Annotated in this window: 18 protein-coding genes and 2 pseudogenes; 15 read left to right on the top strand and 5 right to left on the bottom strand. The window is 62.3% G+C overall.

The genetic code is table 11. The annotated features are described in order from the left end of the window. Positions 1-7: 7 nt before the first annotated feature. Positions 8-1363, bottom strand: a complete 1356-nt coding sequence (locus SIN04_RS09195) for an IS701 family transposase (protein ID WP_423135984.1) — start codon at positions 1361-1363, stop codon at positions 8-10. A gap of 130 nt (positions 1364-1493) precedes the next feature. Between SIN04_RS09195 and SIN04_RS09190 the strand changes: the two are divergent. Both SIN04_RS09190 and SIN04_RS09185 read left to right on the top strand, forming a co-directional pair. Then, positions 1494-2247, top strand: a pseudogene (locus SIN04_RS09190) (IS5 family transposase). A 70-nt stretch (positions 2248-2317) separates the two neighbouring features. Further along, a complete protein-coding gene (locus SIN04_RS09185) occupies positions 2318-3673 on the top strand; it encodes an IS701 family transposase (protein WP_423135984.1) in 1356 nt (451 codons plus the stop codon). 334 nt (positions 3674-4007) lie between these two features. Here the strand turns inward: SIN04_RS09185 and SIN04_RS09180 are convergent, their stop codons facing one another. From SIN04_RS09180 to SIN04_RS09170, 3 genes and pseudogenes are all read right to left on the bottom strand, one after another. Continuing rightward, positions 4008-4406, bottom strand: coding sequence for an EF-hand domain-containing protein (locus SIN04_RS09180; protein WP_341264387.1), 399 nt, complete (start codon positions 4404-4406; stop codon positions 4008-4010). A 256-nt stretch (positions 4407-4662) separates the two neighbouring features. Beyond that, positions 4663-4799 (bottom strand): annotated as a pseudogene (locus SIN04_RS09175) (IS6 family transposase); the annotation flags it as partial. Positions 4800-4872: 73 nt separating this feature from the next. Further along, entirely contained in the window at positions 4873-5178 is a 306-nt protein-coding gene (locus tag SIN04_RS09170) for a trypsin-like peptidase domain-containing protein (RefSeq protein ID WP_134488511.1), read from the bottom strand. Positions 5179-5401: 223 nt separating this feature from the next. Between SIN04_RS09170 and SIN04_RS09165 the strand changes: the two genes are divergently transcribed. Further along, positions 5402-6534, top strand: a protein-coding gene (locus SIN04_RS09165; protein ID WP_322847426.1) for an IS3 family transposase whose coding sequence is annotated in 2 segments (ribosomal slippage) — positions 5402-5666 and positions 5666-6534 — 1134 coding nt in all. Because the reading frame shifts where the segments join, the coding sequence is not laid out codon by codon here. A 78-nt stretch (positions 6535-6612) separates the two neighbouring features. Here SIN04_RS09165 and SIN04_RS09160 read toward each other — a convergent pair. Further along, complete coding sequence (locus SIN04_RS09160; RefSeq protein WP_341264386.1) at positions 6613-7128, bottom strand: hypothetical protein; 516 nt, start codon at positions 7126-7128, stop codon at positions 6613-6615. A 376-nt stretch (positions 7129-7504) separates the two neighbouring features. Here SIN04_RS09160 and SIN04_RS09155 point away from each other — a divergent pair, with 376 nt between their 5' ends. The 12 genes from SIN04_RS09155 (at position 7505) to SIN04_RS09100 (ending at position 18562) form a co-directional block, all read left to right on the top strand. Further along, positions 7505-9328 carry a methanol/ethanol family PQQ-dependent dehydrogenase gene (locus tag SIN04_RS09155; protein WP_423136023.1) on the top strand — a complete coding sequence of 608 codons (1824 nt, stop codon included), beginning with the start codon at positions 7505-7507 and terminating at the stop codon, positions 9326-9328. 142 nt (positions 9329-9470) lie between these two features. Continuing rightward, positions 9471-10385: a methanol oxidation system protein MoxJ gene (gene moxJ, locus SIN04_RS09150; RefSeq protein ID WP_134488505.1), complete on the top strand. Its 915-nt coding sequence runs from the start codon at positions 9471-9473 to the stop codon at positions 10383-10385. Positions 10386-10409: 24 nt separating this feature from the next. After that, a complete protein-coding gene (moxG, locus tag SIN04_RS09145) occupies positions 10410-11000 on the top strand; it encodes a cytochrome c(L), periplasmic (RefSeq protein WP_134488503.1) in 591 nt (196 codons plus the stop codon). 71 nt (positions 11001-11071) lie between these two features. Next, on the top strand, positions 11072-11374 hold the full coding sequence (locus SIN04_RS09140; protein WP_134488501.1) for a methanol dehydrogenase: 303 nt from the start codon (positions 11072-11074) through the stop codon (positions 11372-11374). Positions 11375-11542: 168 nt separating this feature from the next. Next, positions 11543-12574, top strand: a complete 1032-nt coding sequence (locus SIN04_RS09135) for an AAA family ATPase (protein ID WP_134488499.1) — start codon at positions 11543-11545, stop codon at positions 12572-12574. Next, positions 12571-13419 carry a DUF58 domain-containing protein gene (locus tag SIN04_RS09130; protein WP_134488497.1) on the top strand — a complete coding sequence of 283 codons (849 nt, stop codon included), beginning with the start codon at positions 12571-12573 and terminating at the stop codon, positions 13417-13419. The genes SIN04_RS09135 and SIN04_RS09130 overlap by 4 nt, the downstream gene beginning before the upstream one ends. Before the next feature lie 4 nt (positions 13420-13423). Further along, a complete protein-coding gene (locus SIN04_RS09125) occupies positions 13424-14368 on the top strand; it encodes a nonribosomal peptide synthetase MxaA (protein ID WP_166795890.1) in 945 nt (314 codons plus the stop codon). Continuing rightward, on the top strand, positions 14365-15393 hold the full coding sequence (locus SIN04_RS09120; RefSeq protein WP_341264385.1) for a vWA domain-containing protein: 1029 nt from the start codon (positions 14365-14367) through the stop codon (positions 15391-15393). Before SIN04_RS09125 ends, SIN04_RS09120 begins: the two co-directional genes overlap by 4 nt. Beyond that, a complete protein-coding gene (locus SIN04_RS09115; RefSeq protein ID WP_244605739.1) occupies positions 15390-16028 on the top strand; it encodes an MxaK protein in 639 nt (212 codons plus the stop codon). Before SIN04_RS09120 ends, SIN04_RS09115 begins: the two co-directional genes overlap by 4 nt. Then, complete coding sequence (locus tag SIN04_RS09110; protein ID WP_423136022.1) at positions 16028-17059, top strand: vWA domain-containing protein; 1032 nt, start codon at positions 16028-16030, stop codon at positions 17057-17059. Before SIN04_RS09115 ends, SIN04_RS09110 begins: the two co-directional genes overlap by 1 nt. Continuing rightward, entirely contained in the window at positions 17059-17592 is a 534-nt protein-coding gene (locus tag SIN04_RS09105) for an SRPBCC family protein (RefSeq protein WP_134488495.1), read from the top strand. Before SIN04_RS09110 ends, SIN04_RS09105 begins: the two co-directional genes overlap by 1 nt. Further along, positions 17558-18562: a cytochrome D1 domain-containing protein gene (locus SIN04_RS09100; RefSeq protein WP_134488493.1), complete on the top strand. Its 1005-nt coding sequence runs from the start codon at positions 17558-17560 to the stop codon at positions 18560-18562. The genes SIN04_RS09105 and SIN04_RS09100 overlap by 35 nt, the downstream gene beginning before the upstream one ends. Position 18563 lies beyond the last annotated feature (1 nt).

Here is an 18563-nt window from a genome sequence, read left to right as displayed (position 1 = left end):
ACTAGCACTACTTTGGCGGAATTAATTCTGAGTACGCCTGAAGCGCATTCGGCAATGGGGACATCGGTGGTAGATTTGCTTTGGCGATAGCGCCTTGATGACGGCGCGTCGAACCGCCGGGAGGGTCGGTTGCGGCGGCCCGTGAAGGATTCTTTTTTTCCCGCGTCGCCTGCTTGAGGCGCTGATGCTGAAGGAAGGCGTAGGCGATCATGGTCATGAGCGCGTGCCGGTGCAGCCCCCGCCATGATCGTCCTTCGAAATGATCGAGGCCGAGTTCCTCTTTCATCTGCTGATGCCCCTGCTCGCAGACCCAGCGCGCTTTGATTGCGGCGGCGAGCCTCTTGAGACTGACCTTGGCCGGCAGATTGGCGAGATAATATTTGCGCTCGCCGGATGAGCGCCATTCGCCGACCAACCACGCCTCCTCGCCCGGCATGTGCTGTTGGCCCTTGTCAAGGATGCGCTGAGGCGCCCCGTCCGCGATGCGAATGCGCAGGGCGGCGAAGCGGGCGCTCAGGGGACCTTTGACGCCACGCCGCCAACTGACTTTCCTCCATTTGGCCTCGACCAACATCGTCTCGGCCGCGACCGAGAGCTGATCGGGGATCTGGTTCTTGCGCGGCCGGCCGCGCCCCGCCACAGGGAAGATCAAGGAAACGCCGGCGGGATAGACCTTTTGATGTTTGGGAACGCCCACGGCCCAAACAAGCCCGCGCGCGCTGAGCCCCTGGCGGAAGGCGGCGGACAGGCCGTAGCCAGCGTCGGCGAGAACGGCGCCAAAGCGGACGCCTTGAGCCGTCAGCCGGTCGATCTCTTGAAGCGCGATCTCCGGCTTGGTGAGTGGCCTTTGAGATGCTTCGGGAACGCCGGCTCTCGCCATGCGGAGCGGATCACTCGTCCAGCTCTCCGGCAGGAACAGCCGCAAGCCGACGGCGATCGGAACTTCTTGACGCGCCAGCGTCAGGGAAACCAGGGTCTGGCAATTGGCTCTCTTTCCGAGCATGGACGCATATTGCGGGGCGACTCCGACCGAATGCTCGCCCTTCTTGGGCAGGCTCGTGTCGTCGATGACCAGAAAGGCGTCGGACGCGCCGATGAGCCTATCCGCTTGCTTCGCCAATTCCGCCTCAAGCGGCGCGCTATCCCACAGGCCGTCCGAGATGAAATGATGCAGCCGGTCGTAACGATCGGGCGCCATGCGCGCCGCCATCGGCTCGATGCTCTTGCGTTCCCCCGGCCCAATCAGCCCCGCCACATATAAAGGGCACATCTGCCGCCGCTTCTTGTGGCCAAGTTTCTCAACGAACGGCTTCAACCAATCCGTCAGCGCCGCATTCCAATCCGCCATCACTCGCGCTCCCATTGGAGCGCAAAGCCTTGCCAATCAAAGTAACCAATCCGTTAATCCGCCAAAGTAGTGCTAGGGTCGGGACTCATAAAATGGTTGGCATGAGGAGGGCGATGTGATTCACGGCTTCCGAAGGGAGGCAGCGATGAATCAGGACTATTTTTGGCTTACGGACCGGCAGTTTGCGAAGATTGCGCCGCATCTGCCAACCGATACCCGCGGCAAGGCGCGCGTCGATGATCGCCGGGTCATCAGTGGGATCATTCATGTTTTGAAATCGGGCGACCGCTGGATCGACGCGCCGCCAGACTATGGGCCGAAGAAAACCCTTTATAATCGCTATGTTCGCTGGGCCGCGAAGGGCGTCTGGGTCGATCTGTTCCACGCGCTTGCTCAAGCGGGCGGCCCGCCTGTGCAGGTTCTCATCGATTCCTCGGCGGTGAAGGCGCATCGATCGGCCAGCGGCGGCAAAGGGGGGAGAAAAATCAGGCCATCGGGCGTTCGCGCGGCGGACGCACGACCAAAATCCACGCCTTGACCGATGCGGCCCGTCGCCCGCCTTCATGCTGACCGGCGGCCAGGTCGCCGATTGCACGGCGGGCGCGGAACTGCTGGCTCGGCTGCCCGCCTGCGAAATCCTGCACGGCGACAAGGGTTACGACAGCGATGCCATCCGCCGGCAGGTTGAGGACGCCGGCGCGATGCCGAACATTCCGCCAAAGGCCAATCGCAAATGGAAGAACTGCTTTTCGCCTTTCCTCTATCGCAACCGCAACGCCATCGAGCGCATGTTCTGCCGCCTCAAAGATTTCAGGCGGGTGGCGACGCGCTACGACCGAAACGCCGTGAACTTTCTCGCCGCAGTCTGCATCGCCGCAACCGTCAGCTATTGGTTATGAGTCCCGACCCTAGCACTACTTTGGCGGATTAACGGATTGGTTACTTTGATTGGCAAGGCTTTGCGCTCCAATGGGAGCGCGAGTGATGGCGGATTGGAATGCGGCGCTGACGGATTGGTTGAAGCCGTTCGTTGAGAAACTTGGCCACAAGAAGCGGCGGCAGATGTGCCCTTTATATGTGGCGGGGCTGATTGGGCCGGGGGAACGCAAGAGCATCGAGCCGATGGCGGCGCGCATGGCGCCCGATCGTTACGACCGGCTGCATCATTTCATCTCGGACGGCCTGTGGGATAGCGCGCCGCTTGAGGCGGAATTGGCGAAGCAAGCGGATAGGCTCATCGGCGCGTCCGACGCCTTTCTGGTCATCGACGACACGAGCCTGCCCAAGAAGGGCGAGCATTCGGTCGGAGTCGCCCCGCAATATGCGTCCATGCTCGGAAAGAGAGCCAATTGCCAGACCCTGGTTTCCCTGACGCTGGCGCGTCAAGAAGTTCCGATCGCCGTCGGCTTGCGGCTGTTCCTGCCGGAGAGCTGGACGAGTGATCCGCTCCGCATGGCGAGAGCCGGCGTTCCCGAAGCATCTCAAAGGCCACTCACCAAGCCGGAGATCGCGCTTCAAGAGATCGACCGGCTGACGGCTCAAGGCGTCCGCTTTGGCGCCGTTCTCGCCGACGCTGGCTACGGCCTGTCCGCCGCCTTCCGCCAGGGGCTCAGCGCGCGCGGGCTTGTTTGGGCCGTGGGCGTTCCCAAACATCAAAAGGTCTATCCCGCCGGCGTTTCCTTGATCTTCCCTGTGGCGGGGCGCGGCCGGCCGCGCAAGAACCAGATCCCCGATCAGCTCTCGGTCGCGGCCGAGACGATGTTGGTCGAGGCCAAATGGAGGAAAGTCAGTTGGCGGCGTGGCGTCAAAGGTCCCCTGAGCGCCCGCTTCGCCGCCCTGCGCATTCGCATCGCGGACGGGGCGCCTCAGCGCATCCTTGACAAGGGCCAACAGCACATGCCGGGCGAGGAGGCGTGGTTGGTCGGCGAATGGCGCTCATCCGGCGAGCGCAAATATTATCTCGCCAATCTGCCGGCCAAGGTCAGTCTCAAGAGGCTCGCCGCCGCAATCAAAGCGCGCTGGGTCTGCGAGCAGGGGCATCAGCAGATGAAAGAGGAACTCGGCCTCGATCATTTCGAAGGACGATCATGGCGGGGGCTGCACCGGCACGCGCTCATGACCATGATCGCCTACGCCTTCCTTCAGCATCAGCGCCTCAAGCAGGCGACGCGGGAAAAAAAGAATCCTTCACGGGCCGCCGCAACCGACCCTCCCGGCGGTTCGACGCGCCGTCATCAAGGCGCTATCGCCAAAGCAAATCTACCACCGATGTCCCCATTGCCGAATGCGCTTCAGGCGTACTCAGAATTAATTCCGCCAAAGTAGTGCTAGGGAAAGCGCTGCCCGCTGGATTGGGGCGTTGGAAGTGCCGGCACGAGGGCGGCTGTAGCCTTTTTTGCGGACCTCCTTGGCGGCGAAGGCGCCTCAGTGGGTGGGTCGGTGGCGGGAGCCCCGCGCCTTTTGACGGGCAGCGGGGCCAGCTAGAAAAAGCTATCGAATCGCGATCGTTGGGCCTTGAAGCAATTCGGGGGTGCTATTCAAGGGGGGCGAACTGACTCGATCCCAACGGGTGTCAGTCCAAGTCGGCCCCGGGTCGAGGTGTTGGAACCCGGATACCCTTCCTGCCTGTTCACCCGAAGCAAAGCCTTTCGAGGGTTGATTACTGAATCAATCCGAGAAGCTTTTGCCCGGCCGGCGTCGCAAATTCGGCGGCGTCCACCGTCCCGTCGGCATCCGGATCAGCCGCCTTGAAGGCAGCTGCGATCGCCGCCGCATATTCGGCCTTGTCTATTGTGCCGTCCTTGTCGGGATCGGCGGCCGAGAAGTCTATGAGGACGCTTTTCGCCTCTTTGGCGTCAAGCGTACGGTCGCCGTCCGGATCGAGTGCTGCGAATTTGTGGGCGCCAGCCGCCTGCGCTTCAGAGAGGCTGACGGTGCCGTCATTGTCAGGGTCGAGCGCCTTTATATTCGCCGTGGCCGCGAAGGCCGGGAGCGCGACGCAGGCGGCGCCGAGCGCCACCAGTGAGGCATATGTGGTAATTCTAAGTGACACGGCCATCTCCAATGTGTGTTTTTCTTAAGGGAAGCGACATAACGCCCGAATTAACAGGGGCGAATCCCCTAAATGGGCTATGTTTTTAGATAAACTCCCCATTAGTCAGTGAATGTTTCCACGGCCTGCGGCATCATTCTGCGTGCCAACGTTTGTTGGCAATCTTCACGGGACTGTATCCCAACTATGAGAGGCATTATGACATTGGCCAAGAATAGATGACATTGGCCGAGAATAGGCGATTTTCGAGCTGATTTGGCTATTCATTGCTGACCATCAATCCGCGCTCAGGCAGGAGATCCTCGACATCCCGGTAGCTTAAGGTCAACCGGAGGAAGAGCCAGCATGCCGGATGATTTCGGACGGAAATCGGCAAGGGGCATGGGAAATGGGCCGCAGCGTAAAAACCAGCACAGTCGATCGTTTAACGAGCCAGTGTTGATGTCCGCGCAAATGCGTCCCAGCGGCGCCATCAGGGACGCGCGTTGACTTTTTGCATGATCGCGTCGAGCAGCTTGCCTTCGATCAAAATCGCAGAGCCGTAGTGCAAACCGATGTCGAAGGCGAGCCGGCGATTCATGTCGAGCGACGCGCTCTGCATCGCGACGAGATGACCGGCTTCGTCGAAGAGTCCGGACCCGGAGCCGCCATATCCATCGTTACAATCATGACGGACGCGCCGGATGCCATCCTCGCTCGGCGGATCTATCTCATGGATGGCGCAGGCCTCGATGCTACTAGGTTCCGCAAAATTGGCGTGGCCTGCGGGTGAGACCATGGTCACCTCCACGATCCCGCCGCCGGTCGCGAGCGAGGGAGCCGTGGGAATAGGCTACGGCGCTGCGATTCCATCGACGGGTTCCTGCAAATGCGCGAGCGCCCAATCGTCGGTGATGTGAAGGCGCTTTGCATTGTCAGAGCTGGCTCGGGGAATCTGGACGGATCGATAAGTAGCTTTTCCGCCTGACAGCGGCGATGATCGTCGCGCATCAGGAGAGATTATGACCAAACGACCGCGCCGGAACCACACGCCAGGTTTCAAGGCCAAAGTGGCTCTAGCCGCCCTGAAGGGCGAGAAGACGCTGACTGAGCTAGCGCAGGACTTTGAGGTTCATCCGAACCAGATCAGGGACTGGAAGTCGCAATTGCTTGAAGGGGCGGCCGGGGTTTTCGGCGCCGACGCCACGAACGTCCAAGCCGCGCCGGTGGATTTGAAGGCGCTTCACGCCAAAATCGGCGAGTTGGCATTGGAAAACGATTTTTTGGAAGGCGCGCTCATCAAGGCCGGCATGCTGAGCGCAAAGCGATGATCGACCGCAATCACGATCTTCCTATCTCCCGTCAGGCCAAGATCCTAAATATCAGTCGCGGCAGCGTCTATTACAAACCTCGCCCGGTATCGGCCGAAGACCTCGCGCTGATGCGCCGCATCGACGAATTGCATCTGGAATTCCCGTTCGCGGGCAGCCGGATGTTGCGGGATTTTCTGAACCGCGAGGGCGTCGCCGCGGGCCGCCGCCATGTCGCCACGCTGATGAAGCGCATGGGCATCGAGGCGATTTATCGCCGGCCAAACACGTCAAAACCCGCGCCAGGTCACAAGATTTACCCGTATTTGCTGCGCGGATTGAAGGTCGATCGCCCGAACCAGGCGTGGGCGATGGACATCACCTACATCTCGATGGCGCGCGGCTTCGTCTATCTCGCCGCGGTCGTCGACTGGTTCAGCCGTCGCGTGCTCAGCCACCGCGTGTCAATCACAATAGAGGCCGATTTCTGCGTCGAAGCGGTGGAGGAGGCGTTGGCGAAGTATGGCAAGCCGGGGATTTTCAATACGGATCAGGGAAGCCAGTTCACCAGCGAGGCGTTCACCAGCGTGCTGATCGCCAACAAGATCGCAATCAGCATGGATGGCAAGGGCGCCTGGCGCGACAATGTTTTCGTCGAGCGCATCTGGAAGTCGGTCAAGTACGAAGAGGTTTATCTGCACGCCTATGACAGCGTCGGCGTGGCGCGCACCTCGATTGCCCGATATCTAAACTTTTACAATCGGCGGCGCCCGCATTCGAGCCTTGACCGACGCACGCCGGACGAGGCTTATTTCGAACCGACGCCCATCTTGGCGGCGGCCTGAATTTTCCGCCGCCGGGTGCTGGATGCGACTGCGGCCGGGCTTCGCCCTCCCTGCGTCACACCCAACACCCGGCGCCCTCTAACGAAAGCAACCCGGCGGAACGCCACTTATCTTTCGCGGAAAACTGTTTAGACAACCCGAGCCAGCTCTGTCCGGCACGCCGAGCTCAAGGCTGTCTGATGAGAAATCGTAGTTTCTGCCGGCGATCTGGAAGAAGCATTCGTCTATCGTGCGCGTCGCTTCGGCGTTGGGGTCACGGAAGATATGGGCGTTCATCATGACGAGGCGCCGGCTTCCGATCAGCCATGACGCGGCGGCCTTGCGGGGAACGCCCGCCTCGTCGCGGCAAAACAGCACTCCCGCGCCGGGATAGCGACGATAGTCCTCGCTGGTCATCGGACGCCGCCTGTCGTCCGGATACAGCGCCGCCGGTTGGATTATAGCGGCCCGAGACGAAGCCTCGGTCATCGCCGCGCCGAAGCCGCCGATAGAGACGGCGCCTATCGCAAACAAAACGAACATTTTCAGCGAGCGCGTTCGCATCACAAAATCGCGATGCGGCGCTCCTGCCGCGCTTCGCTGTTCCTGTTTCATCGGGTTCGCCTTTCAGCGCGGCGGAGCTTGATGATCGGACTGATAAAACCACAGCCGGACGTTGCTTCGCAACGTTGGAATACGACTTGGCGCGCAGTCAAACATCGGGAGAAATATCCCGGGCAGATTGCCGGATTATCCCAATCTTTTTGCGAGGAACGCCTACTGACAGCTTAGTCCGCAAATGACTATGAATACGCGCCCCGGTTGACGGGCAAAATGAAAGCAAGTCGCCGAGGCGCCGCCAATCGGCGCCCGGCAGACGAACTGGACTGATCAGCAAATCCAGGCGTCGTGAAAAACAGTGGGGAGGTTCGCTTACATGAACAGGCTTTTACAGAATGTCTCGTTTGCTGCGCTTTTCGCGGCGGGAGCGATGGGATTTGCCGGCCTCGCGATCGCCAATGACAAGCTCGATCAGCTGTCGCAAAGCGACGAAAACTGGGTCATGCCCGGCAAGAATTACCACTCCGACAATTTCAGCAAGCTGACCCAGATCAACGCTGACAATGTGAAGGATCTGAAGGCGGCGTGGTCGTTCTCGACGGGTGTCCTCAATGGTCACGAAGGCGCTCCGCTCGTGATCGACGGCACAATGTATGTCCACACGTCTTTCCCGAACATCACATACGCGCTCGATCTCGACAACCCGACGAGGATTCTCTGGCAGGACAAGCCGAAACAAAATCCAGCCGCCCGCTCGGTCGCCTGCTGCGATCTCGTCAACCGTGGTCTCGCCTATTGGCCGGGCGACTCAAAAACGCCGCCACTGATCCTCAAGACGCTGCTCGATGGGCATATTGAGGCGCTCAACGCCAAGACCGGCGAACTTGTCTGGAAGATGGAGAACTCCGACATCAAGGTCGGCTCCACGCTCACCGTCGCGCCCTATGTGGTGAAGGACAACGTCCTCGTCGGTTCGTCGGGCGCCGAGCTTGGCGTGCGCGGCTACGTCACCGCCTACGATGTCCACGACGGTGAGCAGAAATGGCGCGCCTATGCGACCGGCCCGGACAAGGATCTCCTGCTGGCGGCCGACTTCAACATCCATAACCCGCAGTACGGCCAGAAGGGTCTTGGCCTCGACACCTGGGAGGGCGACGCCTGGAAGATCGGCGGCGGAACGAACTGGGGATGGTACGCCTTCGATCCCAAGACCAATCTGATCTACTTCGGCACAGGAAACCCGTCGCCGTGGAACGAGACGATGCGCCCTGGCGACAACAAATGGACGATGACCATCTTCGGGCGCGACGCTGACACAGGCCTGGCGAAATTCGGCTATCAAAAGACCCCGCATGACGAATGGGACTACGCCGGCGTCAACGTCATGATGCTTTCCGAGCAAAAGGACAAGGACGGTCAGGTTCGCAGCCTGCTGACCCATCCCGATCGAAACGGAATCATCTACACGCTCGACCGGACCAACGGCGACCTCGTTTCGGCCAACAAGATCGACGACACGGTCAATGAATTCAAGTCCGTCGACATGAAGACCGGACAGCCGATCCGCGATCCGGAATATGGCACGCGGATGGATCATCTGGCGAAGGATATCTGCCCTTCGGCGATGGGCTACCACAACCAGGGCCACGATTCCTATGACCCTCAGAAGCAGCTCTTCTTCATGGGCGTCAACCACATCTGCATGGACTGGGAGCCCTTCATGCTTCCTTATCGCGCAGGTCAGTTCTTCGTCGGCGCCACGCTGAACATGTATCCCGGCCCGAAAGGCGACCGGCAGAACGCCGAGGGGCTTGGTCAGATCAAGGCCTACAATGCGATCACCGGCAAGTTCAAGTGGGACAAGATGGAGCGCTTCGCCGTTTGGGGTGGCACGCTGGCGACAGCCGGCAACGTCGTCTTCTACGGAACGCTCGATGGCTTCATCAAGGCCCGCAACAGTGACACAGGCGAACTTCTCTGGAAGTTCAAGTTGCCGTCCGGCGCCATCGGCTACCCGATCACCTATACGCGTAAGGGCGTACAATATATCGCAATCTATTACGGCGTTGGCGGCTGGCCTGCCGTAGGCCTGGTGTTCGATCTTCAGGATCCAACCGCCGGCCTTGGCGCGGTGGGCGCATTCAAGCAGCTCGCCAACTACACCCAGCAAGGAGGCGGCGTGCTGGTCTTCTCGTTGAATGGCAAAGGCCCCTACGACGATCCGAACGTCGGAGAGTACCAGTCCGCCAACTAGCTTCCGTCCCGCTCCAGGGGCTCTGCAATGAAACGTAGCCTCCGCTGACATAAGGGTCGGCGGAGGCGAGCGGCGGCCTCTTTGTCCGGAGCGAGACATGCTTTGTTTTTCTTCAACCCGACAACTACTGGCGGATAGCATCATGTCGCGATCGGCGCCTTCTGTATTCGCTACGGCCTCCGCCGTCGCATCTTTCCGCGCTCTTGTTCTTTCCGGCGTCGGCGCGCTGTCCTGCGCTTTCGGCGCCGCGGCGGCGCCGCAGGCGGATCCTTCCCCGGGGCAGGCCGCCGCGCAGGCGGCCGATTCCGTATTGCGCATTTGCGCCTCAGCCAATCAGCTTCCCTATTCCGCGAAGGACGGGTCCGGGTTCGAGAACAAAATCGCTGCGATCGTCGCGAAAGCGATGGGGCGCGAGCCTGTCTTCGTCTTCGCCGACAAGCCGGCGATCTATCTCGTCCGGGACTGGCTCGACAAGAACAAGTGCGACGTCGTCATCGGGCTCGACGCCGGAGACGCGCGCGTCCTTGCGACCAAACCCTACTACCGTGCAAGCTATGTTTTCGTGACTAAGAAAGACCGTGGCCTCGCGATCAACTCATGGAACGATCCGAAGCTCAGGAGCCTTGGCCATATCGTTGTCGATTTCGGCTCGCCCAGCGAGATGATGCTCAAGGAGATCGGCGCCTATGAAAATGACATGCCCTACCTCTATTCACTGGTCGGTTTCAAGGCTCCGCGCAATGAATACGTCCAGATCCCGCCGGAGCGCATGATCGGCGAGGTTAAGAGCGGCGGCGCCGATATGGCGGCGGCCTTCGCGCCGGACATCGCGCGGTATGTCAAAGGCGATTCTTCGCTGAGAATGACGCCCGTCCGGGATGACGCCACGCGCGGAGGAGGCGAAAAGCTGCCGCAGCAGTACGATCAAGTGATGGGGGTCCGGATTGGCGACACGCAACTGCTGTCCGAACTGGACGACGCCCTCGTGCGCGCGAATGCTGAGATCAAAGCCGTGCTGAAGGACGAGGGCATCCCACTCGTCGACGGCTCCAAATGACTATCGCAATCAAAACTACTCGGGATGAACGTGGTGAAACCTACAACTATCGTCGGTCTGCTTTTGACCGCATCAATCGTAACTGTCTCTTTACGCGTCATTGCCGAGACTCCGATTCCGCCGACAGCTCTGGACTTTCGAAATACAGTAACGGGAGCGCCGCTGGATTTATCGAATGCACAGCCGGAGGGGCGCGACACGCCTGGCGTGAAGGCTTTTTTCGAGACCGGCGTCGATCCCTATATCGACGACAAGAGCTGCCTGAAAAAGGGAGAAACTGTATTTCTGACGGCATGCTCCGGCTGTCACGGAGAGATTGGCGAAGGAAAGATCGGCCCTGGTCTTAACGATGATTATTGGACCTATCCGAAGAATGTGACGGACCAGGGTCTATTCGAAACCATCTTCGAGGGCGCCACGGCGCAGATGGGACCGCACTCAGATCTCACTCTGGAGGAGATACTGCAGGTAATGGCTTGGGTGCGTCATCTCTACAAGGACGACGTAAAGAACGCGCCCTGGCTGAATGCGGCGCAGAAGAAGAATTATACGCCCTATAAGCTGGGCGAGAAATTCGCGGACGATGCGCCAGGCATGTGCGCGGATAAGAAGTAACGCCCGATCAACAAGAAGCGGAAACCGCCAGACAGCGTCGCAGATCCAACCACCAATGGAGGAAAAGACTCATGAAGATCACTTGCATAACCGCTGCGCTCGGCCTCGCCGCTTTCGCCGCCGCCGGCATGGCTGCTCCCGCCTCCGCTTATGACGGCACCAACTGCAAGGCGCCCGGCAATTGCTGGGAGCCGAAGCCCGGCTACCCGGCAAAGGTCGCCGGCAGCAAATACGACCCAAAGCTCGACCCCACCGAAGTCGCCAAACAGGATGCGTCCGAGCGCCAGATGGAGGCGCGCAACGCCAAACGCGTCGCGAACTTCCGCAAGACCGGCAAGTTTGTCTACGAAATCGACAAGATTTCCGAGAAATGAGCCGAAAATCCGCCTCACGATATCGCGAACGCCGCTCACCCGGACGAGCGGCTTGACTAGGCCGCGGTCCGGCGGGATTTGCGCTCCCTCCTCCCCGATATGCCGGACCGCGGCTCTTTGTCTTTCTTTAAAGACGTTGATGACAAAAGAACTCCTGAGCAAATGCCTATGAACGATGCTCTCTCCGTCGCTTCGATGCTGAGCAGCTGGCGCGCCGCCGCGCTTGATCTCGAAACCTGCATCGGGCAGGTCGTTATCGGCCAGACGCGCGCGATCCGGCTGATGATGATATCGATCTTCGCGCGTGGACACGTGCTCCTCGCCGGCGACGTCGGGGTCGGGAAGACGACGCTTTTGCGCGCCGTCGCGCGTGGCATCGGCGGCGCCTATGAGCGGGTCGAGGGCACTGTCGACATGATGCCGAGTGATCTGCTCTATCATACCTATCTCGCGGACGACGGGCGGCCGCGGGTCGAGCCCTCCGCAATGCTGGGCAAGGCCGAGGAACTTTCCGTTCTCTTTTTCAATGAGATCAACCGGGCTCGCCCGCAGGTGCATTCGCTTCTTCTGCGGCTGATGGCGGAGGGCAATGTCGCCGCCTTCAATCGCGTCTACCAGTTTCCATATGTGCAGGTCTTCGCGGACAGGAATCGGGTCGAGAAGGAAGAGACATTCGAATTGCCGGCCGCCGCGCGCGACCGGTTCTTCATGGAGATCCCGGTCGAGGCGCCGACCGACGTTGAAGTCCGGCGCCGGCTGATCTTCGATTCGCGCTATCACGACGCGGACGCGCTGCTAGCCTCGATCGAAACACCCGCGCTCGACTATCAGACCCTCGTCTCCGCGGCGCCGATCATTCAAAAAAGCGTCCACACGAGCAAAGCCATACAGGACTATGTCGTCCGTCTGTGGGAGGCGACGGTGCGGCCGGACGCGGCCGGGATCGAGCTTGCGTCGATTGACGTTGAGCGGCTCGTGCAGGGCGGCGCCAGCCCGCGCGGCTTCGCCTTCCTCGTTCGCGCGGCGCGGGTGCGCGCCTGGTTCGAAGGGCGCGACATGCTGGTGCCGGAAGACGTGCGCGACGTCTTCGTCGAGACCATGGCGCACCGCATCTTTCTCGACCCCGTCTACGAGCTGCGGCGCGAGCAAATCCTGCGCGATCTCTGCGCCGCCGTACTCACCATCGTGCCCGCGCCATGACTGGCGGCCAGGATATCGCCTACCGGCCGCGCGGTCGCATTTCCGGCGTCAGGTTCGGCGCCCACCCAAGCCCCGGCGCCGGCGCGCTTGGCGCCTTCCGTGATCATGTTCCCTTCATGGCCTACCCCGATGCGCGGCGCATCGACGTGCGCGCGACGCTGCGCGATCCTTTCGGCAACACTTTCGTGCGCCGCTTCCAGCAGCGCGCGTCGATCGATCTTTACGCGCTGGTCGATCTGACGGGATCGCTCGCCTATCAGGGCCGCGCTTCGAAGATGGACCTGATAACCGCGCTTTGCGTCGCGCTCGCCCGCTCAGCGACGCGGACGGGCGATCGCTTCGGCCTCATCGGCTGCGACGCCGGCGTGCGGCCTGATTGTTTCATTCCGGCGACAAAACGGCGAAGCGTCGCCGAGGAGGCGGCGGCGCTGCTCGGGCGCGCCCGATGCAAAGGAGCCAGCGCCGCCGGCCTGAGGCAAGCCGGCGAGCGCCTCGCCGGCGCGCGGAAGATGGCGTTTCTCATCTCGGATTTTCTGCTTCCGCTCGGCCTCTTGCGAGAAGTCTTCGAGTCACTCGCGCAGCATGACGTCATTCCGGTCATCGTCGGCGACGCCTCCGAGGATGTTGATCTGCCGTCGTTCGGATTGATGGAGCTGGCTGATCTTGAAACAGGCGCTCGTCGCCTCGTGTTCATGCGGCCGGAACTGAAACGGCGATGGTTAGAGGCCGAACGCGAGAGGCGCGCGGAGATCGCCCGCTTGGCGAGACAGTTCGGCCGGACGCCGGTGCGGATCGCGGACGCTTTCGATATCGATGGCTTCTCGCGCGACCTCTTGAAGGCGTGAATCGATGCATTGGCGCGCATCGATCCCCCGCCTTCTATGCATGCTCGCTCTTCTCTGCGCGGGCGCCCGCGCAGTCCGCGCGGACGAGACGCCCGGCGTCGTCAAGAGCATCACGATCCGCGCGCCGCGCGATGTCGGCTTTTTCGCAGGCGATCTCGTCGAGGCCAACATCGATCTCATCGTCGCGGCCGGAGCTGAGATCGAGACGGCGTCTTTGCCGCATCCCGGCCCGATCGACTATTGGCTCGACCTGCGGAGCATCGATGTCGAGAAGCGCACTGAGGGTCCGAACTGGCGTTACACGCTGAAGCTTTTCTACCAGAATTTCTACGACGCGCTCGACGCCCGCCCGCAGGAAATCCCGGCCTTCTCCGTGGCGTTCACAATCGGCGGGACGACGGTGAGCGCGGATGTTCAGGCCTGGACCATCGGAGTCTCGGCGCTGCGGGAGGTCGCGCCTCCCGTGAAGGAAGACCCGAAGGACTACATGCGGCCCGACCGGGCCGCGCCGCTTATCAAGGTTGCGCCACTCTGGCGCGCGACGGGCGCGGCCGCTTTCGCCGCTGTCCTCGCCCTCGCCGTCCTTGCCTACGACCGGGCCTGGTGGCCGTTCCGCGCGCCCAAAGCCCGCCCGTTCGGGGACGCCGCGCGCCGGCTGCGCCGGCTGCGCGGGCGCGGCGTCGAGGAAGCTTATATCGAAGCCCTGCTCATCCTTCACCGGGGCATTGACCAAACCGACGGCCGGCGCGTCCTCGCCGATGACGCGGGCGCTTTCCTGCAGCGACATCCGGTCTTCGCGCCCATGGGCGATAGCCTCGCGCGATTCTTCGCGGCCTCGCGCGAAGCCTTCTTCAAAAGCCAGCCGGACCGTTCGCGCAGCGATCTTCCCTTCGGCGCCCTTGAGACATTCGCGCGCAAGATGGCCGCGGCCGAACGGACGCGCTCATGAGCATCGGCGTCGATCAGCCCCGGGTCCTGGTCCTGCTGGTTCTGGCCGCGGCGCCCTTTGTCTTTTCCGCTCAGCGGGCCTCGTTCGTCGGTTCCGTCGCGGCGGCGCCCGCGGACCTCCTGTCCACCGCGCTGCGATGGATCCTCCGCTTTTCCGGCGCGCTGGCCATAGCGCTGATCGTCCTCGCCTTGGCCGGCCCCTACCATGGCGGCGAGACCCTCAGCCGGGTGGGAGAGGGCGCTCAGGTTGTCATTCTGCTCGATCGCAGCGGCAGCATGAACGACACCTTCGCCGGGCGCACACCGGAAGGCGGAGCCGAATCCAAGGCCGCGGCCACCAAGCGGATCCTGCGCGATTTCGTCGGCCGGCGGCCTCACGATCTGTTCGGCGTCGCCGCCTTCTCAACCTCGCCGATCCTTGTGCTGCCCCTAACCGATCATCGCGACGCGGTGCGGGCCGCGATCGACGCCAGCGATCGGGCCGGCCTCGACTACACCGACATGGCGCGCGGACTGGCCATGGCGCTCTCCATGTTCGCAACCGACAGGGCCGACGAGCACCATGTGATCCTGCTCGTCTCGGACGGCGGCGCCGTCATCGAATCGCATGTGCAGGATCTCTTGCGCGCCGAGTTCCGCAAGTTCAGGACCGATCTCTACTTCCTGTTCCTGCGCACCGCCGGCAGCAAGGGCATGTTCGACCAGCCGGAGCCGGGCGAGAACTTGCCTCAGGCCATGCCGGAGCGCTTCCTCAACCTGTTCTTTCAGACGCTCGACATTCCCTACAAGCCGTTCGAGGCCGAGAATCCAGAGCAGGTCGAGGCTGCGATTCATGAGATAGACAAGCTCGAACGCCATCCGATCGTCTATACCGAGCGTCTGCCCCGCCACGACCTAACCGGGCCGGCCTATGCGCTCGCCTGCCTCTGCATTGGCCTTCTGGTCGCGGCGAAACTTGCGGAGACGCCCCTCGTCCCGCGCCAGCGTTCGTCGCGGACGGCTGGCGCGGCGAAAGCGCCGGGATGAGCCTCTCCTTCAATCCTGTGGCGTCGAGCCGGGCGGATCGAGCGCGCCGCGCGGATTGGCGTCGTACGGCGGCGCGTTTTTGGGGCCAGTCGCGCCCGCATCTTCTGATGCTCCTGCCGATCGCATTCGCGCTCATTGCGCTCAGCCTCGTGGGCATGGCGCTCCGCTTTGAGGCCGCCAACGCAACAATCAGGGCCTTGAAGGAGAATCATGACGTGGCCGTCGCCATAGATTCGCCGCCCGAGATTTTGCTGGCGCGAATCGAATTCCTGCTTGGCCATGACCGGGTCGACGAAATTCAGCCGTATGTCGAAGCGCTCGACAAGACAGGTTCGGATGCGCTGAAAGCCATCGCGCACTACGATTTCGCCAACGGCCGCCTGCGGCAGGCGTTCGAACTCCTGACGCAGGGCAAGCTCGACGCGGCCGGACCTTTTGTCGTCCTCTCGCGTCAGGAATACCGCCGCGCGCTGGCTTTGGCCCCAGGCGACTGGGACGCTAAATTCAATCTCGACGTCGCCTCGCGGCTCATCCGCGATTTCCCGGCCTTCAGGCGCACGATTGGCGATGCCGTGAAGACCGATCGCAAAAAGATCTGGACCGATATTCCGGGAAAGCCGGAGGGTCTGCCGTGATCCGCTTCTTCGGCGAGAGCGCGGCGGGCGGCGGCGCTCGCATCTGGCGCGAGAACCTTGCCGATCCCCGCGCGCTTCTGTTGCTCGCCGCCCTCGCCTTGGGGCTTGCCGCGATCGTCCTGCCACCCGTTCCGGCGACGCGCGAGGGCGTGGACATTCTGGCCGTCGTCGACATCACGGGCAGCATGAATACGCGCGACTACAAGCTCTACGGCAAGCCGATCAGCCGCCTCGCCGTCGCCAAGGCGGCCCTGAAGGATCTCATCGCCAACCTGCCATGCCCCAGCAGGCTGGGACTCGCTCTCTTCAGCGAACGCACACCTTTTCTGCTGTTCGAACCAATCGACGTTTGCCGCGACTATGGCGCCGTCGCGGGCGCGATCGATTCGATCGACTGGCGGGAGGCTTGGGAAGGCGACAGCCATATCGCATCGGGCCTCTACCGGGCGATCGACATGGCGAAAGACCTGAACAGCAACCTCATCTTCATCACCGATGGCCAGGAGTCACCGCCGCTTCCCCTGTCCGGCGGTCCGCCGTTTGACGGAAAAGCGGGCGAGGTTCGCGGCCTGATTGTCGGGGCAGGCGGCTACGCGCTGGCGCCGATCCCGAAATTCGACGACCGCGGAAACGAGACCGGCTTCTGGGGCGTTGACGACGTGCCGCACGAGAGCCGCTTCGGGCCGCCGCCCACCGGCGCCGAAAGCCGGCCGGGCTTTGAGGCGCGCAACGCGCCGTTCGGCGCCATGGCGCCCAAGGGGACGGAGCATCTCTCCTCCGTCCGCGAGCCTTACCTCAAGTCTCTCGCTGACGAAACGGGCCTTGCCTACGCGCATATGAACGGACCCTCCGGTCTCACCGAAGCGCTGGCGCCGGTCGCCACGCGGCGCGCAAGCCTGGGCTTTATCGATCCGCGCCCGGTCGCCGGCGCCCTCGCGCTCGCGGCGCTTCTCGCGGTCTATGTGTTTTTTCCCGTTCGCGAGCGCCTCCGGCGCGCACGTGGCGGCTTTCCACTGCAAGGAGCTTTATGATGCGTTTAAAGGCAGTTTTCCACGCCATGAGTTTTGTCGCGGGTCTTGTCGCCCTGACGACGCTCGCGCAGGCTCACGGGCCGACGCCGCAAAAAATCGACGAGGCGATCGACATCAAGGCGGATCCCAAGGCCGTCTGGGCGATCGCCGGCGATTTCGCCGGGATCTCAAAATGGAATTCCGAACTCAAGGCCAGCGAAGGCTCGAACGAAAAGCGGGTCATCACCTTCAAGAACGGCGAGCAGCTCGAAGAGGAAGTCGACGAATATAACCCGCAAGGGATGACCTATTCCTACCGCATGCTAAATCCGAACCTGAAAGCAGCGCCGGCGAGTTCCTATTCGGCGACTCTCGTGGTGACGCCGGGCGGGGACGGCGGCAGCCACGTCGAATGGTACGGGCGCTTCTATCGCGGCGACACCGGCAACGAGCCACCGGACGAGTTGAATGACGAGGCTGGACGGGAAGCCCTGACGAAGCTCTTCAAGGCGGGGCTCGATGGCCTCAAGGCGAAGGCCGAAGGGCATTCATGACATGCGCATGGTCGCGGCCGCATTGCTGGCGTTCGTCATGTCTGCGACGCCGCAGCATGCGCGCTCTGGCGAAGCCGGGGCGGGCGACCGGCTCGCGGTCGTCAGCCAGGATGACGGATCGGTGGCGGTGATCGACCCGCGATCGAACAGCGTCGTTGCCCGCACGAAACTCGGCAAGGGGCCGGCCGGGATCGCCGCGTCTCCGGACGGCCGGCGCCTCTATGTGACCCGTCCCGATGCAAACGCGATCGATGTCGTCGATGCCGAAACCTCTACCCTGTTGCGCAGCCTGCCGTTCAAGGGCGAGCCGTTTGGAATCGCCGCGGCGTCCAACTCGCTCTACGTCTCGGACTGGGTGAATGACTTGGTGATGCGTCTTGACCCCGATTCCGGCGCGCAGACTGGAGCCGTCGCTGTCGGCAAGAGCCCCGCCCACATGGCGCTCAGCACGGACGGCCATCGCCTTTACGTCGCGGATCGCGAGAGCGGCGATGTCGCGGTCATAGATGCGGACGCGATGCGCAAGATCGCTTCGATCCCGGTGGGCGAGGCGCCTTTCGCCCTGGCGCTGGCCCCCAACGGCCGTTGCCTTTACGTCGCCAATGTGCGCAGCAACGATCTTGCCGTGATCGACACCGGGCGTTTAGAGCTGGTCGCGCGCGTCGAAGTCGCGATGCCTTACGGCGTCGCGGCGACGCCGGATGGCGCCTATGTGCTGGTAACGAACCAGCATCAGGACGCGCTTTCGATCGTCGATGCGCGAAGCCTCGCGGTGGTTGGCGCCATTGCGGTCGGACGCTATCCCGAGGGTGTTCTCACAGGGCCTTCCGGCCGCGCCTATGTCGCGAACTGGTTTTCGGGCGATGTCTCGGTCGTCGATCTCGCGCGGCGCCGCGAAATTTTCCGCATTAAGGTCGGCGAAGGACCAAGGAGCTTCGCGCTGCTGCCCCACTCCTTGGCGAGACCCTGAC

The organism is Methylocella tundrae, from assembly GCF_038024855.1.
Classification (GTDB): Bacteria; Pseudomonadota; Alphaproteobacteria; order Rhizobiales; family Beijerinckiaceae; genus Methylocapsa; species Methylocapsa tundrae.
Note: the sequence above shows the minus strand (reverse complement) of the source record. Positions and strands in the feature narration are given on the sequence as shown.

Excerpts from the sequence above, each read along its gene's own strand:
- SIN04_RS09195 (WP_423135984.1), bottom strand. The coding sequence starts at position 1,363 with ATGGGAGCGCGAGTGATGGCGGATTGGAATGCGGCGCTGACGGATTGG.
- SIN04_RS09185 (WP_423135984.1), top strand. The coding sequence starts at position 2,318 with ATGGGAGCGCGAGTGATGGCGGATTGGAATGCGGCGCTGACGGATTGG.
- SIN04_RS09180 (WP_341264387.1), bottom strand. The coding sequence starts at position 4,406 with ATGGCCGTGTCACTTAGAATTACCACATATGCCTCACTGGTGGCGCTC.
- SIN04_RS09170 (WP_134488511.1), bottom strand. The coding sequence starts at position 5,178 with ATGGTCTCACCCGCAGGCCACGCCAATTTTGCGGAACCTAGTAGCATC.
- SIN04_RS09160 (WP_341264386.1), bottom strand. The coding sequence starts at position 7,128 with ATGAAACAGGAACAGCGAAGCGCGGCAGGAGCGCCGCATCGCGATTTT.
- SIN04_RS09155 (WP_423136023.1), top strand. The coding sequence starts at position 7,505 with ATGGGATTTGCCGGCCTCGCGATCGCCAATGACAAGCTCGATCAGCTG.
- moxJ (WP_134488505.1), top strand. The coding sequence starts at position 9,471 with ATGTCGCGATCGGCGCCTTCTGTATTCGCTACGGCCTCCGCCGTCGCA.
- moxG (WP_134488503.1), top strand. The coding sequence starts at position 10,410 with ATGAACGTGGTGAAACCTACAACTATCGTCGGTCTGCTTTTGACCGCA.
- SIN04_RS09140 (WP_134488501.1), top strand. The coding sequence starts at position 11,072 with ATGAAGATCACTTGCATAACCGCTGCGCTCGGCCTCGCCGCTTTCGCC.
- SIN04_RS09135 (WP_134488499.1), top strand. The coding sequence starts at position 11,543 with ATGAACGATGCTCTCTCCGTCGCTTCGATGCTGAGCAGCTGGCGCGCC.
- SIN04_RS09130 (WP_134488497.1), top strand. The coding sequence starts at position 12,571 with ATGACTGGCGGCCAGGATATCGCCTACCGGCCGCGCGGTCGCATTTCC.
- SIN04_RS09125 (WP_166795890.1), top strand. The coding sequence starts at position 13,424 with ATGCATTGGCGCGCATCGATCCCCCGCCTTCTATGCATGCTCGCTCTT.
- SIN04_RS09120 (WP_341264385.1), top strand. The coding sequence starts at position 14,365 with ATGAGCATCGGCGTCGATCAGCCCCGGGTCCTGGTCCTGCTGGTTCTG.
- SIN04_RS09115 (WP_244605739.1), top strand. The coding sequence starts at position 15,390 with ATGAGCCTCTCCTTCAATCCTGTGGCGTCGAGCCGGGCGGATCGAGCG.
- SIN04_RS09105 (WP_134488495.1), top strand. The coding sequence starts at position 17,059 with ATGCGTTTAAAGGCAGTTTTCCACGCCATGAGTTTTGTCGCGGGTCTT.
- SIN04_RS09100 (WP_134488493.1), top strand. The coding sequence starts at position 17,558 with ATGGCCTCAAGGCGAAGGCCGAAGGGCATTCATGACATGCGCATGGTC.